The 16,837-nt window shown below is 34.4% G+C and carries 18 protein-coding genes and 2 tRNA genes; 7 read left to right on the top strand and 13 right to left on the bottom strand.

Translation table 11 applies throughout. The annotated features are described in order from the left end of the window. The 5 genes from NPIRD3C_RS03270 to NPIRD3C_RS10840 form a co-directional block, all read right to left on the bottom strand. Complete coding sequence (locus NPIRD3C_RS03270; RefSeq protein WP_148702816.1) at window positions 1-1,488, bottom strand: acetyl-CoA carboxylase biotin carboxylase subunit; 1,488 nt, start codon at window positions 1,486-1,488, stop codon at window positions 1-3. A 6-nt stretch (window positions 1,489-1,494) separates the two neighbouring features. Next, the gene (locus NPIRD3C_RS03265) at window positions 1,495-3,042 is read right to left on the bottom strand and encodes an acyl-CoA carboxylase subunit beta (RefSeq protein WP_148702815.1); all 1,548 of its coding nucleotides are present in this window, start codon (window positions 3,040-3,042) and stop codon (window positions 1,495-1,497) included. A gap of 103 nt (window positions 3,043-3,145) precedes the next feature. Then, a complete protein-coding gene (locus NPIRD3C_RS03260) occupies window positions 3,146-3,457 on the bottom strand; it encodes a hypothetical protein (RefSeq protein ID WP_237087712.1) in 312 nt (103 codons plus the stop codon). Next, entirely contained in the window at window positions 3,454-4,611 is a 1,158-nt protein-coding gene (locus tag NPIRD3C_RS03255) for an AAA family ATPase (protein ID WP_148704108.1), read from the bottom strand. Before NPIRD3C_RS03255 ends, NPIRD3C_RS03260 begins: the two co-directional genes overlap by 4 nt. Window positions 4,612-4,619: 8 nt before the next feature. Beyond that, complete coding sequence (locus NPIRD3C_RS10840; protein WP_237087711.1) at window positions 4,620-5,735, bottom strand: hypothetical protein; 1,116 nt, start codon at window positions 5,733-5,735, stop codon at window positions 4,620-4,622. A gap of 82 nt (window positions 5,736-5,817) precedes the next feature. Between NPIRD3C_RS10840 and NPIRD3C_RS03240 the strand changes: the two genes are divergently transcribed. From NPIRD3C_RS03240 to NPIRD3C_RS03230, 3 genes are all read left to right on the top strand, one after another. Then, on the top strand, window positions 5,818-6,618 hold the full coding sequence (locus NPIRD3C_RS03240) for an inositol monophosphatase family protein (protein WP_148702814.1): 801 nt from the start codon (window positions 5,818-5,820) through the stop codon (window positions 6,616-6,618). Window positions 6,619-6,701: 83 nt separating this feature from the next. Further along, window positions 6,702-7,544 carry an FAD-binding oxidoreductase gene (locus NPIRD3C_RS03235; protein WP_148702813.1) on the top strand — a complete coding sequence of 281 codons (843 nt, stop codon included), beginning with the start codon at window positions 6,702-6,704 and terminating at the stop codon, window positions 7,542-7,544. A gap of 91 nt (window positions 7,545-7,635) precedes the next feature. Next, window positions 7,636-7,803: a DUF1059 domain-containing protein gene (locus NPIRD3C_RS03230; protein ID WP_014962534.1), complete on the top strand. Its 168-nt coding sequence runs from the start codon at window positions 7,636-7,638 to the stop codon at window positions 7,801-7,803. A 6-nt stretch (window positions 7,804-7,809) separates the two neighbouring features. On the opposite strand, the gene NPIRD3C_RS03225 is transcribed toward NPIRD3C_RS03230, so the two are convergent. From NPIRD3C_RS03225 to NPIRD3C_RS03215, 3 genes are all read right to left on the bottom strand, one after another. Next, window positions 7,810-8,886, bottom strand: a complete 1,077-nt coding sequence (locus NPIRD3C_RS03225) for a glutamyl-tRNA reductase (RefSeq protein ID WP_148702812.1) — start codon at window positions 8,884-8,886, stop codon at window positions 7,810-7,812. Between the two features lie 12 nt (window positions 8,887-8,898). Continuing rightward, on the bottom strand, window positions 8,899-9,612 hold the full coding sequence (locus tag NPIRD3C_RS03220) for a hypothetical protein (RefSeq protein WP_148702811.1): 714 nt from the start codon (window positions 9,610-9,612) through the stop codon (window positions 8,899-8,901). Window positions 9,613-9,748: 136 nt separating this feature from the next. Next, window positions 9,749-9,826, bottom strand: a tRNA-Asp gene (locus NPIRD3C_RS03215). 96 nt (window positions 9,827-9,922) lie between these two features. Here NPIRD3C_RS03215 and NPIRD3C_RS03210 point away from each other — a divergent pair. Next, a tRNA-Lys gene (locus NPIRD3C_RS03210) sits at window positions 9,923-9,996 on the top strand. 16 nt (window positions 9,997-10,012) lie between these two features. On the opposite strand, the gene argH is transcribed toward NPIRD3C_RS03210, so the two are convergent. Next, window positions 10,013-11,473: an argininosuccinate lyase gene (gene argH, locus NPIRD3C_RS03205; protein WP_148702810.1), complete on the bottom strand. Its 1,461-nt coding sequence runs from the start codon at window positions 11,471-11,473 to the stop codon at window positions 10,013-10,015. A 49-nt stretch (window positions 11,474-11,522) separates the two neighbouring features. Here argH and NPIRD3C_RS03200 point away from each other — a divergent pair, with 49 nt between their 5' ends. Further along, on the top strand, window positions 11,523-11,846 hold the full coding sequence (locus NPIRD3C_RS03200) for a metal-sulfur cluster assembly factor (protein WP_148702809.1): 324 nt from the start codon (window positions 11,523-11,525) through the stop codon (window positions 11,844-11,846). Here NPIRD3C_RS03200 and NPIRD3C_RS03195 read toward each other — a convergent pair. From NPIRD3C_RS03195 to NPIRD3C_RS03180, 4 genes are read right to left on the bottom strand one after another with little or no spacing between them, the layout of a single operon-like run. Continuing rightward, on the bottom strand, window positions 11,843-12,592 hold the full coding sequence (locus tag NPIRD3C_RS03195) for a succinate dehydrogenase/fumarate reductase iron-sulfur subunit (RefSeq protein ID WP_148702808.1): 750 nt from the start codon (window positions 12,590-12,592) through the stop codon (window positions 11,843-11,845). The genes NPIRD3C_RS03200 and NPIRD3C_RS03195 overlap by 4 nt on opposite strands. A gap of 2 nt (window positions 12,593-12,594) precedes the next feature. Then, window positions 12,595-12,939, bottom strand: a complete 345-nt coding sequence (locus NPIRD3C_RS03190; RefSeq protein ID WP_148702807.1) for a succinate dehydrogenase/fumarate reductase transmembrane subunit — start codon at window positions 12,937-12,939, stop codon at window positions 12,595-12,597. A 1-nt stretch (window position 12,940) separates the two neighbouring features. Next, window positions 12,941-13,372 carry a succinate dehydrogenase/fumarate reductase transmembrane subunit gene (locus NPIRD3C_RS03185; RefSeq protein ID WP_148702806.1) on the bottom strand — a complete coding sequence of 144 codons (432 nt, stop codon included), beginning with the start codon at window positions 13,370-13,372 and terminating at the stop codon, window positions 12,941-12,943. Next, window positions 13,373-15,085: a succinate dehydrogenase/fumarate reductase flavoprotein subunit gene (locus NPIRD3C_RS03180; RefSeq protein ID WP_148702805.1), complete on the bottom strand. Its 1,713-nt coding sequence runs from the start codon at window positions 15,083-15,085 to the stop codon at window positions 13,373-13,375. It lies immediately after the preceding gene. A gap of 94 nt (window positions 15,086-15,179) precedes the next feature. On the opposite strand from NPIRD3C_RS03180, the gene NPIRD3C_RS03175 reads away from it, so the two are divergent. After that, complete coding sequence (locus tag NPIRD3C_RS03175) at window positions 15,180-15,689, top strand: PadR family transcriptional regulator (RefSeq protein ID WP_148704106.1); 510 nt, start codon at window positions 15,180-15,182, stop codon at window positions 15,687-15,689. A gap of 287 nt (window positions 15,690-15,976) precedes the next feature. Next, on the top strand, window positions 15,977-16,825 hold the full coding sequence (locus NPIRD3C_RS03170) for an isocitrate lyase/PEP mutase family protein (RefSeq protein WP_148704105.1): 849 nt from the start codon (window positions 15,977-15,979) through the stop codon (window positions 16,823-16,825). Window positions 16,826-16,837 lie beyond the last annotated feature (12 nt).

Here is a 16,837-nt window from a genome sequence, read left to right as displayed (position 1 = left end):
TCAATCCAATTTGTGTTTCCAACTTGTACTGTTAGCATCACTGTTTTGAACTCTACTCTTGAAATATTCAGAATGAATTATGGCAGCAGCCAAAGCAGCTTCACTCTTCTCTTCTTTCTCTTTTTTAAGGTCCTCGGTTAATCTATTAATCATATCATAACGTTTCAAAAAGTCAGTTGACAATTCTCCTTTTTTGTATTCTTCCGAATTTAGAATTGTTTTGTAAAGTGGAATTGATGTCTCTACACCTTGAACGTACATGTCATTTAATGCAGTAAGCATTCTTGTTCTAGATTCTTCAAATGTAGGTCCCCATGTACAGAGTTTTGCCATTAATGAATCATAAAATGGAGACACTGTACATCCAGAATATAGATATGTGTCACATCTAACATTTGGCCCTGCAGGTATTGTTACATCTGGAACAGGTCCAGTTGAAGGTGCAAAGTCCAAGAAGGTATCTTCTGCATTAATTCTACATTCAATAGCATAACCATTCATTTTTAGATCTTTTTGTTTGAATGGAAGTGGTTCTCCATTGGCAATATCAATTTGTAATTTAACAAAGTCTAATCCCGAAACCATTTCACTAATAGGATGTTCTACTTGGAGTCGTGCGTTAATCTCAATAAAGTAAAATTCTCCATTGTCTGCTCTTAAGAATTCTGCAGTACCAAGATTTGTATAATCAACAGCTTCTGCGGCCCTAACAACTAGTTCACCAATTTCCTCTCTTTTTGATGCATCTACAACAGGGGAAGGGGTTTGTTCGATTAGTTTTTGATTTCGTCTTTGAATTGAGCATTCTCTTTCAAAGAGATGAACTGCATTACCATGATGATCCCTACACATTTGGTATTCAATGTGTCTTGTTTTTTCTAGAAACTTTTCAACGATGATTGCAGATTTTCCAACAGCAGATATAGATTCAGATGTAACAGTTTCAAATCCTTCTCGTAATTCTTTGTCATTAGTAACTAATCTAATTCCACGGCCTCCACCACCATAAACAGATTTCAATAGAACAGGATAACCAATGTCATTTGCAATTTTTTCTGCTTCATCAGCATCTTTTACTAGCCCTGGACTTCCAGGTACTGTTGGAACTTTAGCTTTTAACATTGCAGCTTTGCATTCCATTTTATCACCACAAAGATTCATTGAATCTGCAGATGGGCCAATGAAATTGATTTTATTTTTTTCACAAAGTCTTGCAAAGTCATCATTTTCAGAAAGGAAACCATAACCTGGATGTACGGCATCTGTTCCAGAAGATAACATTACATCGAGGATTTTTTCTTGATTAAGATATGATTTTGCAGGAGCGGCCTCGCCAATGTGATAAGATTCATCAGCTTTCTTTACATGTAATGAATTGTAGTCCTCATCAGAATATACTGCAACAGTTTTTATTCCTAATGCATTACATGTTCTAATTACTCTTAGAGCAATTTCTCCTCTGTTTGCAATTAGTACTTTTTCAATCATCTTTAATCACAGGTTAATATTTCCATGTTTTCTTGGAAGTTGTTTTTCTCTTTTGTTTGCAAGCATTTTAAGTGCTTTAATCAACATAGGTCTAGTTTCAGCAGGATCAATTACGTTATCTACAGTTCCATGTGAGGCTGCAACGTATGGGTTCTCAAACTTTTCTGCAAATTCATCAATTAGTTTTTTCTTTAGTGCTTCAGCATCATCTGTATTTTGAAGTTCTTTTCTGTACATGATTTTGACAGCGGCCTCTCCACCCAATACGGCACAACGTGCAGTTGGCCATGCGTAATTAACGTCAGTTCTAAGGTTTTTGCTTCCCATTGCAATGTATGCACCACCATAAGCTTTTCCAATTACCAAAGTGATTCTTGGAACAGTTGCCTCACAATATGCATAAAGTAGTTTGCTACCATGTCTGATGATACCATTGTGTTCCTGATTTGAACCTGGCATGTAACCAGGAGTATCTACTAAAGTAATTAAGGGGATGTTAAATGCATCACAAAATCTAATGAAACGTGCTGCCTTGTTTGATGAATCAATATCTAGTGCACCTGCAAGATGCATTGGATTGTTTGCAATAATTCCCACTACTTGCCCATCCATTCTTCCATAACCTACTACAACATTTGGTGCAAACAATTCATGAACTTCAAAGAATTTATGGTCATCTACAATTGAATTTATAATTTCTTTCATGTCATATGGTTGTAGTGGATTTTCTGGAATAATGTTAATGAGATTATGGTCTAATCTATTTGGATCATCATCAGTTGTAAGTTTTGGGGGATCTTCAGAATTATTTTGAGGAAGAAATGAAATTAATTTTTTAATATAATCCATACATTCGTATTCATTTTGTGCAACAAAGTGTGCAACACCACTTTTTGAACCATGTGTCATTGCACCACCAAGATCATCAAATGAAATTTCTTCTCCTAGTACAGTCTTGACAACATCAGGACCTGTAACGAACATGGTACCAGCTTTGTCGACCATAATAACAAAATCAGTCATAGCTGGAGAATACACCGAACCTCCAGCAGAGGGTCCAATACTTGCAGTAATTTGTGGAATTACTCCTGAAGCTAGTTGATTGTGATAAAAGATATCTGCAAACCCATCAAGACTCATAATTCCTTCCTGAATTCTTGCTCCACCTGAATCCATTATTCCAATAATGGGGCATCCAGTTCTAACTGCATGATCCATTAATTTAGTAATTTTTCTGGCACCCATCTGACTCAATGTACCACCAAGTACAGTGAAATCATATGCAAAGACAAAGATTTGTCTACCATTTACTGTTCCATAACCGCCAACAACACCATCTGTAAAGAATTTCTTTTTTTGCATATCATATTCATGGTAATGATGAGTTGTCATTGGATCCATTTCAGTAAAGGAACCCTCATCAAGTAAAAGATCAATTCTCTCACGAGCAGTTAACTTACCCTTTTCATGTTGTGCCTTAATTCTGTCTTGACCGCCGCCCTGAAGAGCAGTATTTCTCTTTTTTACATAGTCTTCAATTTTTTCAGAATGCATGACGTAATCTACAGCAATGTGTTTTCCTATATTAATTTAGTTTGAAAGAAAAGTATTACTTATTTTTTAAAATAATTTGGAGATCATTGAGGATTTTAGAAAATCAGGAGTTAATAATTGGAAATTTTTTGTTTGTGGCCTTCTGATATAACCCAAAGACATCATTTTGCTCACCACATTTTCTACACACACAAAATTGAGAAACATTAGGAATGTCACAATTTTCCTGAAACTCACATTGGGGACAACCAGCAGGGGAGCCACATACAATGCATTGTAATTCATTGACTTCGGCACATTTTTCATGTTTTACTCCAAGTCCTTTTGCCCATAGACCAATTTCGTTGATCTCTATTTTTTCATTGCATACAATACAAGTTCCTGGAAATTTCATGGGAATCTTTCTCCAACTCATTGCATTAACTCAATCTCCTTATCAATAATATCTCCAAATGTTTCTTCTAATTCTAACTCTAATGTTTTATTTTTAATACAAAATAAAACAAAAGGCAAACCAAATGTTACAAATGCGCTAGAAGATAAGTGTAATTTTTTTGCCATAATAGATGAAAGTGATTTAATTTTTGCACCATCCCAACGAATACGATTAAGCAAAGGCCATGAAAGATTGTATTGTGAAAATCTTATTCTATCATCATTGTGATATAGTTTTATCAAGATATCATTTAGATATCTTAGTAATCTCCAATTTTGTGTTCTAATAATTTTTCCATAGAGTACATCAGCTTCTGAAATAATGTTTAGATATTTTGCAAATGTGTCATTATCAAGATTACTAGTAACAATACTAGAATAAAATGCATTAATTTTTTCTCTAGGATCAATTTGCATTGAATACAATACACTTCTAGCTTCATCAACAGATTTTGATTTAAAAAATGCATTAACACCTTCTTCAACATCAATTTTTTCAAATGTTGTTTCTGTTTGTGGATTAAAACCAGTTACCAAAGATTGAGTTAGATTTATCATAGAACGAATGTCACCACGTGATTTATCAATCACTTTAATCAAAGAACCAGGGCTAAGTTTTGCACTTTCTTTTTTCAAAATATTTTCCAGGTATACCCTAAGTAATCGTGGAGGAATTCTTTTGAAATATATTGTCTTTACAACTTTTTTGATGTTTTTCATTTTATCAGCAGAGTCATTATTTGCAGCTAGAATAATTGGAACCGTTGGTTCTTTTAAAATATCAACAAGTGCTGCAACCCCACCATAGTCACCACGACCATGAATTCCATCTACTTCATCTACAAAAATCATTGGAGTCCCAAGTACGCTTACATTCCCTAAAACAGGAGTAAGAATGTCATTTATTCGAGATTTGTTTCGCACATCACTTGCATTAAGGCCAATCATATCATATCCAAATTGTTTTGCAACAAGAAAAGCCATAGTTGTCTTTCCTATTCCAGGTGGGCCAACCAAGAGCAAAGGCTTTGTACCTTTCTTCCATTTTGCAAACCATTCCATGATTAAAGCACGAGATTCTTCATTTCCAACCATATCAGAAATGTTCTGAGGTCGGTGTTTTTCAGACCACATCAATGCTATCACTTGGGGAGTTTTGATTCAAATTCAGACCATTTATTGGCCTTTTGTAGTTGGTTATACCAATATTGATTATAATGATCTACAGTTAAGAACAGAAATTCTAAAAATTCTTTGTGAGAAAACGCTTCTGGAAGTAATTCTATTGCAAGTCTTGCATCTTGTAAATACAAATTACTCTTCTCCAAAGTAATTTCAAATCCTTTTTTGACATCATTTGCTAATAATGAATAGTAAAGTGGCCATGAGGGAATTTTTACAAATCCATTTTTAATAGAATCCTCAATTTCATTTCCACATCCAACACCTTCAGCAGCTCTTGCCATTCCCAAATAGAAAACTTCTCCAAGAGGTCTTTCAGCTAATGCCATATTTCTTCCCGCAGTTCCCATTACTGCACGATATTTTTTGTAAGAAAGTGTCATTTCTTCTTCAGTAATTTTTGTTGGTTTTGATTTTAGTTTTTCATCAAGATATTGTCCGACTCTTGCATCCTTGAAACCTTCTTCAAATTCTTTTAAAACCTCATCACCGCCTTTTGAAATTTTTTCACGAGCTAATTTCAAGATGTATGGATTCATTAATTTGTAATCATCAAGATACTCCAAGTCTTCATCTTTATCTACAATTCGATCCATTGGTTCACTAAGATCAATTGCCAATATGTGACCTTCAACTATATCTTGTCGTAGTTGTGGATCATTTCTACCAGTATATTCTGCAGCACCATCAAAGAGGGCATTAAAAACAGGAAATGTCATTTTGACAAAATTAGAATTCAAAATTCGAAGTACCCTATCTTTTAACACATCAGGACTTTCAAGTTTTGATTTTATAGGCTCAATTTCAGAAGCATTTAGAATAATTTCAGTTGAACCTACTTCATCTGCAAAGGCTTGTTGTGTAGAGTTAGGATCATTGTCAGATTTAATTTCATTTAAAAGACATTTAGCAAATCTTTCAGCAAAATTTGGAAATTCGTTTTCTGTTTCTTCTTTGTATTTATTAAATAATTTGTAACCTTTTGATTTGAATAAACCTTGTTTCATAATTTGTTTTCCAGGTTTCGTACTCATCAAAGCTTCTTTGCTAACAACAGATTGATCTTTCCCACTCACAAACTTTAGCTCCCGTATTGTTATTTATGCTTTCAAGAGAAATATTTTCTTCACTTAAATTACGAACCAAGTATATTTCATTATGGAAGTAATTGATATTCTTCGTGAAGTTTCAAAAAGAATTTATGAAAACGTAAAAGATCTTGCAGGAACTGAACATGCTGCAGGTGATTTTGGAAGAGGTGCAGGTGGAGATATTTCTAGAAACATAGACATCATTGCAGAAAAAACAGTTCTTGATTATCTTAAGGAAGTCAATTTTCCATGTGTGGTTTTAGGGGAAGAATGTGGTAGAGTGGAGTTATCAGAAAACCCAAAAGGTTTTGTAATAATGGATGCAATTGATGGTTCTGCAAATGCAGTTAGAGGGGTTCCTTTCTTTTGTAGTTCATTAGCTTTTGCAACAGAGAACAAACTTAGTTCCATTACAGATGGAGTAATCACAAATCTGAATAATGGTGAAATGTATTGGGCATCAAAAAACAAGGGTTCATTTTTTAATGAGGAACAAATCAAAGTGCACAATAAAGATCCAATTTACAAAATTGTTGGGATCAATACATCAGGTGCAACTACAGAACTAATGAAGAAACTATATCCCATATTTGAGAACCATAATCACACTAGACATTTTGGTGCAAACGCCCTAGAAATGGCATTGTTTGCAAGAGGGTTGATGGATATTTTTATTGATTTACGAGATAAAATTAGAATTCAAGATATTGCAGCAGGTTATCTAATTGTTAAAGAAGCAGGAGGACTACTTTTAGATGAAAATTTGAATCCTCTTGATGCAGATCTAAGCTATGATACAAGAGTTTCTTTTATTGCAGCTGCAAATCAGAAAATTCTTGATGAAATAATGTCTCAGATCAACAAATAGATTTTCAGATTTACGTTAGGAAATTAATTTTCCACAGATATAACAGAAATATATTTATCCAAAGTCACGAAAAAACTTGTTGTATGGTTAGTGAAACAAAGGCAAAAGTTGTTTACAGAGAATTATTAAAAGAAGATCTTGTAATTATTAGATTACTTCCAGAAGGAGGAATGCCTGAATACAAAACAGGTCAATTTTTGACAATAGGTGTTCCAATTCCATCAGAAAAAAAGATAGTAAGAAGAGCATATTCGATTGCATCTCATCCAGAAAATAGGGAATATTTTGAATTTGTAATTAGATGGGTAAGAAAACCACTACCAGGTAGAGTAACTACAGAATTGTTCTATGCAAGTGTAGGTGATGAAGTTTGGTTAGGTGATCCTACTGGAACCGCATTACAAATTAGCGACATACTTCCAAATGGACAAGAAGACAAAAGAAGAATAATTTGTGTGGGCGGTGGAACAGGTATTGCACCCTTTGTTGCATTTGCAAAGCATTTCCATGATACAAACGATAAAAGAGAAATTGTTGTTTTACATGGTGCTAGTTATGTTGATGAATTAAGCTACAAACGTCTCTTTACAGATTTAGAATTGGAAAGTGAAAGAGGAGGAAGAGATCAATGGAATTTCAGATACAGAGCAGCAATCAGCAGACCAAAAGAATTCTTCAATAGATCTTGGAATGGTCATACAGGTAGAGTCGAATCATTTTTTGCACCTAACAAAAAGACAGGATTATCACCCGTAGAGGAGATGGTAGGAGAAAAGATTACGCCAGAAAATACAATTATCTATATTTGTGGTTATCAAGGAACTATTGACGGTGTAATTGATTCCCTAGGTCCACAAGGCTTTGTTACAGAACATGAAAAGAAGCCTGATGGTAGTTTTGGAATCAAATTTGAATCATACGGATAAATAAAAAGGAGTTAATTTTTATTTTTGGCATCTGTAATTTTCCAGTTATTACTACCTGTGGATTTTTATATTGATAGTATTTTCCAAAAGCATGGCAGAACTAAAATGTAGGGATTACGGTTTTGAATGTGATTTTGTAGCTAGTGGCGATATGGAAGAAGTGATTGAGAATTTTAGAAATCACACGGATGAGGAACATGGGATTGATTATTCTAAAGAAGCAATTATGCAATTTCTACTAAGAAAACAAGGACTTTAAAAAAAATTAATTTTCTAATTTTTGCATTCTCATTGACAATACAGGTAATTCTTTATCTATAATTTTTTCAACGGCCGGAACAATACCTTTCCTAGCTTTGACACTTTCATCAAAGATTTCTGCAATTTGGTCTTTGAATAACAATTTGATTCCTGGAAGAGTTGTAATATCCTCATTGACAGCTCTTGGTTCAGAAATATCCATGATCAGAGTACCTTTCTTCTTCTCTTCCATGACTAATCGGATTCTTTCATGAGTGATAATGAAATAGTCAGCTGTGGTTGCAACAAATACTATATCATATTTATCCAAACCAGATAATGCATCTTCAAAGTTTACAGGAGTTCCACCTACAATTGTTGAGAAGCCAGTAGCCCTATCAATAGTTCTACTTGCAACATCATATGCAACTTTTTTCTTGTTGAGAGTTTTTGCAACTTGAGCTGCAGACTCGCCAGTTCCCAAGAGCAATACTTTCTTTTTTGAATCTAAACCAGCTTTTTCATCAACTAATTTTACTGCTATATCACCAAGTGAGACCACATCTTTTTCGATTCCAGTAGCATCTCTCATTTTTGTGGCTAATCTAATAACACTTTCAAATAATTTGTTGAGTATTTTACCTGAAGTTCCTGCTTCTTTTGCTTTATCTAAGGACTGAATAATTTCATCAAAAACTTCTCTTTTTCCTACAACAAATGAGTCAAGTCCTGCAGCTAAACGTAACAGATGAAGATAAACATCATTTCCCTTGTACACTTCAATTGTTTGATCAAAATGATCAATGTCTATCTGTTCTAATGCAGATAATGAAACCCAAGTGTCTTTAATTTTATTTAAGACAAGACCTTTTGCTTCATCTCTTCTTGCATCAGGTGAATCTTCATCTTCAACATTACTTACAGTAAAAATTTCAACTCTACTTGCAGTCTGAATTATAATACATTCATCAACACCTGGAATCTTTTTGAATTCCTCACATGCTGCACCTACATCTTTGAATGCAAATTTAGATAAAGAATGAATTGGAACATTTTTGAAAGTTACTCTTGTATTCACTACATCAAAGCTTACATTACCCAAACCACATCATCCTCATTTTTTGAGTTTGTCTCTACCGCCCCTAGCTGTTCTAAATACATTCATGCCAATAAAGTAATTTTCATGTAAGGATTCTAAGTAAGTAATTTCATCTTCTGCATCTTTAATTTCTTTTTTAGTTGCATCAGGATTATTCTTTAGTGTCTCAAGTTTTAGTTTTGCAACTTCTAAAATTTCATCCACACCTCTTTCATAATTTGAGACTCCTTCAAATTCGGGACTCAGAACATGTTCAGGAACATATCTAGGTGTTTGATCGTGAGGAGTTTCTGCTTGTAATGTAAGAGATTCTTGTTGTTCCGCAGTAAGAATAGGTCGTGGAAAACGTTCCTCTTTTTGTAACCAAAATTCGGGTTCGCCCATTTCACGGCGAAAGATTTCTTCCCCTTGTCGCTTAAACGTATAATCAGGTGCTTTTGCTGCGTCTGCTTTTATTTCAGCAGCAATTGCTTTGTATTCTTCTTCTGCTGCAGCTTCAGCTTCAGCTTTTGCGGCTTCTGCTCTTGCCAGAGCTTCTTTGGCTGCAATCTCAGCTTCTTCAGCTGCTTTTGCAGCAGCTTCAGCCTTTGCAATTGCATCAGCTGCTTGTTTTGCTTCTTCAGCTTCTTTTGCCGCTTTTGTTTTTGCAGTGTCTTCAGCAGATGGCTTAGATGCAGAATCTTCCGTAGTTTTTGATTCTACTTCAGATTCTTTTTTCTCTTCAGACAACAAAATAATCACAAATTTGCCTGAATTTTAATATTCTTGTGATAATGACTGCAAATTATTACTTTTAGAACAACAAAGTGTCAAAATACAAATTTGATCGGTTGTAAAATGATTTTCAAATGAATAAATGAAATAATGGCGCCCTCGGCGGGATTTGAACACGCGTCTCAGCCGTGACAGGGCCGAATTCTAGACCGGGCTATACTACAAGGGCACAAGTTCTTTGAATCAAATTGCCAGATTAAAAGTTTCTGTCACAACAATAAATTTTGTAAAAGACTAAATTATACACGTAAAGCATTTTTCGTGAGGGTCTATGGCGCAGCCAGGTAGCGCACCGGACTTTTAATCCGGTTGTCAAGGGTCCGAATCCCTTTAGACCCGCTACTTTTCTTTTTTATTATCGAATAATTTCATCTATTTGTTTTTTCAAGTCTTCAAGAGAAGAGTTAATTTTATTTTCTCTAAAAGTAATATCAGTTCTAAAATCATTAATTTTTTTAATTCTATCAGAAATCATTCTTTTTTGTTCATCATAGCCTGAAGAACCATAAGATTTTCTATCCCTTAGTGATGAAACAACAGTTGTAGAAGAGATTATTTTTGAAACTAGTTTGGGATCAACTTTTGTATCAGCCACAGATTTTTTTATGTCAGATGGAGTTAATTTTGAAAGTGATTTTTTTGAGGCATGTGCCAATTGGACCAATGAACCAGCGATTTTATGAGTTACACGGAATGGAATACCTTCTTGAACTAATTTTTCTGCAATGTCTAGAGCAATAAGATTACTTGATTCTGTTACTTTCTTCATTTGTTTTTCATTAACTTTCAAAGTTAGAAGCATTGATTTTAAAATTAGCAGAGCATTAATTGAAATTTTTGATGTTGACCATATGGAAGATTTTATTTGTTGCAAGTCACGTCCATAACCAGAAGCTAATCCCTTGATTGTAGATAAAATTGCTGTAAGATTTCCAATCACTTCAGCTGTTTTTCCACGAGTTAATTCTAAAATATCAGGGTTTTTCTTTTGAGGCATTACACTTGAAGGAGATGTAAATTCATCAGATAGTTCAATAAAAGAAAATTCAGTTGTTGACCATATTACAAAGTCTTCAGCAATTTTGCTTAGATTAGTCATCAAAATCGAAATCATTGAAACGTATTCTGCTACAAAATCACGTGTGCTGGTCGCATCAATTGAATTTTCAACTATATCATCAAATCCCAACATCTTGGCAGTACTGTGTCTATCAATTGGAATACTAGTTCCGCCAACAGGACCAGCACCAAGAGGGCTTTGATTTATTCTTTCAAAAGTTCCGTATAGTCTCTGAAAATCTCTTGATAAAACATCTGCATGTGCAAGAAGATAATGAGAAAATAGACCTGCTTGAGCTTGTTGAAGATGAGTATAAAGTGGCATGATAGTTTTTTGATGATTTTTAGCCACAGAAACAAGAGCCTCGATTGTATCCAAGAGACAATTACAGATAATATTGATATCATCTCTGATCTTCATTCTAATATCCAAAACAACTTGATCATTTCTGGATCTTGCAGTATGCATTTTACCTCCGCTTGTCATTCCAGCTCTTTTGATTACCAATGCTTCGATTAACTCATGAATGTCTTCTGCGCCTGATGAGGAATCAAATGTTTCATCCTTTAAACTCTCTAGAGAAGATAGTATTTTTTTTGCATCATTTTTTGTGATAATCTTTTGTTGGTATAGCATCAATGTATGAGCTTGACTTCCAAGAATATCATAGAAAGCAATTGCAGAGTCATCATCAATTGAGGATACATAATCTAAAGTAATATCACTCAAATCATTACCAAGACGTGAACGATACATTACCTAAGGTTCTAGAATGGTTATATATAGCATCGACGCTTTTGCCCACATGAGTCAAGACATCAAACAGCTTAGGGTAAAACTATTCGATGAGTTATCAAAGATTGTAGATCCAGAAATCAACACATCAATTGTTGAGCTGGAATTAATTGATGAGGTTGATATCAATGATAGTAATGTAAAAGTTGATTTGCATTTAACAAGTCCATTCTGTCCAGCAGTATTTGGTTTTAAAATTTGTCAAGACATACATGACAATCTTTTGAAAGTAGATGGCGTTGAGGATGTTAAAGTAAATGTCTCAAATCACTTTATGGCCGAACAGATTAACAATCAAGTAAATAATAGCCCAAATCCAAAAAAACAGGATTAACTTCTAAAGCCAAGCATGTATCCTCTAAGAAGCTGAATTCCCATTGCGGGGTCAACACCTTTTGGACATACCTGACTACAAGAGCCAGCAAAATGACATCTCCAAATTCCATGAGAGTCATCAATAATTTTTAGTCTAGAGTCTTTTCCTTTATCTCTACTATCTGCCACATATCGATATGCCTGAGCAAGTGCTTGTGGACCAACAAATGAAGAGTCAGTAGCCATAGTAGGACATGCTGAATTACACAAACCACATTTGATACAGTTTGCAAACTGGATGTATTGTTCTAATTCTTCAGGAGATTGCATGAATTCTTTTGCATCAGATTCTAATTCAGTATCATCTCTATCCAAGTAAGGTTTGATTTTATGATGAGTGTCAAACAGTCTTTCAAATTTGACAGCTAAATCACGAATAATTGGAAAGTTGTTCATGGGTTCAACTGTTATTACATTTGAATCAAGTTCACTGATTTTTGTAAAACAAGCAAGTCTTGGTTTTCCATTAATTATCATTCCACACGAACCACATGTTGCCTGTCTACATGAATAGCGAACTGCAACTGAATGGTCAAAGTGTTTCTTTACATCAAGAATTGCTTCAAGTACGGTAGTCCATTTTTCATAGGGAACAGTAAATTCCATGAATTGTTTTTTAGTGTCTTTTTCAGGATTAAATCTTGCAATTCTAAGAGTGATTGATTTTGATGATTGTTCATCTGCAATACTAGAAACTTGTGCCATCTCTACACCATCCCCATGTTAGTCATAATAATTGTTCGTGAACCATATGCTATTAAGGCAAACATTGCAGCAAGACAGCCATAAGAAACTGCTTTTTCATACGCAGGTCCTTGTTTAAGTTCCAATAAGATCACTCTTAATCCATTAAATCCATGAACAGAAAGTAAGATTAGTATTAATTCTAACATTATTGCATAAGGAATGAATTTGTAGTTTGCAAGAACTGTTTCATACTCTAAAGAGTCAGCAAAGCCCATAGTCATACGCATCAATATGTGGACTGCCACTAAGGCGACTGCTGCCAAAGCAGTTCCATAGTGAATTTTCATTATTGTACTTTCTCTCATTTTACTCACCAAACATTACGGCCAATCCGTACATCATAGCAATAGCAGCAAGAATTATTGCAGAATAGATTCCTATCTTATGTCTATAGTTTTGTGATGCTGGATCATATGGATAATCAGGTCTTGCGGGTTTTCCAACACCAACCCCACCATGTCCTAACATCACTCTAATTCCATTAACAGTATGAAATACACACATTGCAATCACAATTGCCAATAAGATGTGTCCTTCAGTAGTTTGAGTTAATTCTAGAAATTCATTCCACCCTACTCGTCCCCGTAGAATATTACTAGTTTCATAAATGTGACCGATAAAATATGCTAACAATCCTAATCCGCTTAATCTCATTAGCCAATAGGCTACTCTTTCAATTCCATAACGACTTGGATTGGCCATTCCTTTGATGCCTTCTTTGTGTTCGTCTTGAGTCATCTAGTATTTTCTCTCCACAGGCTGATACTTAGTGATTGTTACTGGATGTGTTTTCATGATGGGTTCATTTGGATCATAATAGGCAAGTGTGTGGTGCAAAAAGTTTGCATCGTCTCTTTTAGTATAGTCAGTTCTTGCATGTGCACCACGAGATTCTTTTCTATTAATTGCACCAATTAATACAATCTCAGCTACTCTGAACATAGAATCAAGTTCCATCACATTTGAAAAGTTTGTGTTGTACTCTTTTGCTTTATCATCAACATGTTTCCAAGTCTGTGCTTTAAGCTCACGTATTCTCTTAAGACCTGCAACAAGATCAGTTTCGTTTCTGTAAACGTATGCTTTCTCATTCATTGTATCAGTTAATTCTTGTCTAATTTCATATGGATTTGCATCTCCATTTCCCCTAAAGATTCCATCATAGATTCGCTTCTCTTCTGCTGCAACCAAGTGATGAGGCCATTGATCTGCAGTAGTATTTTTCATTGCATATTCAGCTGCCAATTCACCTGTGATTTTACCCCAAACTATACATTCTGAGGTAGAGTTTGCACCTAGTCTATTTGATCCATGAACACTATTACATGCAGCCTCACCTGCCGCCCAAACACCTTGGATTTCTGTTGCACCATCAATATCAGTATGGAGTCCACCCATCATGTAATGACATACAGGTCTAATGTCAAGTAATTCTTGAGCAGGATCAAGTCCTGAAAACTTGATGGAGATTTCTCTAATTCCACCTAATTTCTCTTTGATCTTTTCATCACCAATATGTCGCAAATCAAGTTTCATACAATCAACACCAGTTTCATGCTTGAATCCACGGCCCTCTTTGATTTCCGTCATTATTGATCTTGAAACAATATCACGTGGAGCTAATTCCATCTTCTCAGCTGCATAATTTTTCATGAATCGTTCACCTTTGTTGTTAAGAAGATAACCGCCTTCTCCTCTTGCACCTTCAGTAATTAAAATTCCAGATGGTAAAATACCAGTAGGATGGAATTGTACAAACTCCATATCTTTTAGTGCCATGCCAGCACGTAATCCCATATCCAAGCCATCAGGAGTTGAAGATAATGCATAGGTTGAAAAACTATACAGTCTTCCAGCACCACCAGTTGCAATAATGAGAGCTTTTCCTTTAATTGTGTAAAATGTTCCCGAACCTAATTCAATTGCAGTAAGACCCATGAATTTTTTTCCATTATGAATAATTGATGTTGCAAACCATTCGTTAAGATATTCAATATTTTCAAATTTCTGACAAGTGTCATACAAGGTTTGCATTTCAAAGAAACCAACTTTGTCTGATGCATAAGTTGCTCTAGGAAAACTATAACCACCAAAGTTTCTTTGATCAATTCTTCCATCTTCTTTTCTAGACCATGGCATACCCCAATGGTCCAACTGATGAATTTCTTGGGGCATCTCAACACAAAGTCTTTCTGCAACATCTTGGTCTGCAAGAAAGTCACTGCCCTTTACAGTATCATAAACATGAGATTCAATTGTATCCCCTGCATCTTCTTGAATTACTGCAGCAGTTCCACCTTCTGCTGAAACAGAATGAGAACGCATTACTTGTAATTTTGATACAATACCGATTTTCAGATTCGGTCCTTTTTTTGCAGCTGCAATTGCTGCTCTAAGACCAGCTAAGCCAGAACCACAAATTATCAAATCAAACTCAATTGAATCGACCATTTTAAGACAAACTTGCTTAGGGCTGGATAAATATGTAGTAATTGTCAGGCATGAATCAAAATATTCATATATATCACTAGTGATATCACTAGTGATGATTTCTGAATGGTTTCAGAGAGTAGGAAGTTCAGTTCCTAGAGGATTTTCAAGGTATTTCATACTAGAGTTACTTAAGAAAAAAGAACATACAGGAAAAGAAATCATAGATTATGCAGTAGAACAAAGTAATGGAATTTGGAAGCCATCACCTGGATTGATTTATCCATTGTTAGGCAGACTATTAGATGAAGGACTAATTCAAGAGACAAAAGATGGAAAATATCAATTAACAAAGAGAGGTGCTGAAACTGCACAAGATGTAGATAAAGTCAATGATATTGTAAAAAAGCAATTAGATGTTCTTTTTAGATTAGGAAACGTTGGAAGGTTTGTAGCAATGGATTTACTTGAAAAAATATCTTCAATGGGTGCCATTTTGAGTTCAAATGTTGCAAATATGACTAATGAAGAGACTGAGAAATATAGAAAATTTCTTCAAGAGGAGTTAAAGAAAATTGATGCAAAAGACGTTGAAAAAAAAGGTAAAAAAATCAAAATAGACTAAATCTAACAACGATAAATTATTTTAAAAAATCAGCAATTATGGGCACAAAAGCAGCATATATTATAATAAAATACAAAAATGAAAAAACTACAAGTTGTAGAAAAACTCATGTAAATAAAAGAAATAAATGAAATTTAGAAAATATGTCAACTGTGTTATGCCAAAGGAATTATTTTATAAGAATAGTGCATAACAACAAAAAAAGAGTAAAAAATGTTTAACGAGATAATTGCTTAAAATCATAAATAATTCAGAAAAAAAGTAACTTTATGAAAAAATTACGTAGTATGTTAAAAGATAACAAGCCTTTAGTCATTCCTGGAGTCTATGATGCAATTGGTGCAAAAATTGCTGAAAAAGTAGGATTTGATGTTATGTTTCAAACAGGATATGGGACATCTGCAACTCTTTTTGGAATGCCAGATTACGGATTCATTGGAGCAACAGAAACAGTTGACAACGCAAGAAGAATTTGCAGGGCAGTCAAAGTTCCAGTAATAGTAGATTCTGATACAGGTTACGGAAATGCACTTAGTGTTTGGAAGCTTGTAAAAGAATTAGAATCTGCAGGTGCCTCGGGGATTTTTCTAGAGGATCAAAGATGGCCAAAAAGATGTGGACATATGCAAGGAAAAGAAGTTGTCTCCCAAGAAGAATATACAGAAAAACTGAGTGCTGCAATTGATGCAAGAGAAAACAAAGATTTCATTATTGTTGCAAGAACAGATGCAAGAGCAACAGAAGGTCTTGATGCAGCAATAGAAAGAGGATTACAAAATAAAAAAACAGGAGCTGATGCTGTATTTGTGGAGGCACCAAGATCTATTGAAGAGATGAAGAAGATTGGAAAATCAATAAATGCACCATTAGTTGCAAATATGATTGAAGGAGGAGCAACCCCAATTAGTTCTGCTCAAGAATTACACAAAATAGGATTTAAGATAATTTTGTATCCATTATCAGTATTGTTTGCAAATACTTTTGCTACAATGAATATACTTCAAGAATTAAAAAAGACAGGTACGACTTCAAAATATAAAAACAAAGTAGTGAATTTTGATCAGTTCAATGAACTTGTAGAACTTTCTAAATTTAGAAAGATGGAAAAGAAGTATGGATTTTCAAAAAGAGAATAAAATAAAAAAGTA

The organism is Nitrosopumilus piranensis (assembly GCF_000875775.1).
In the GTDB taxonomy this organism is placed as follows: Archaea; Thermoproteota; Nitrososphaeria; order Nitrososphaerales; family Nitrosopumilaceae; genus Nitrosopumilus; species Nitrosopumilus piranensis.
The sequence above is the reverse complement of the archived record's forward strand: the minus strand, read 5'-3'. Positions and strand labels throughout refer to the sequence as shown.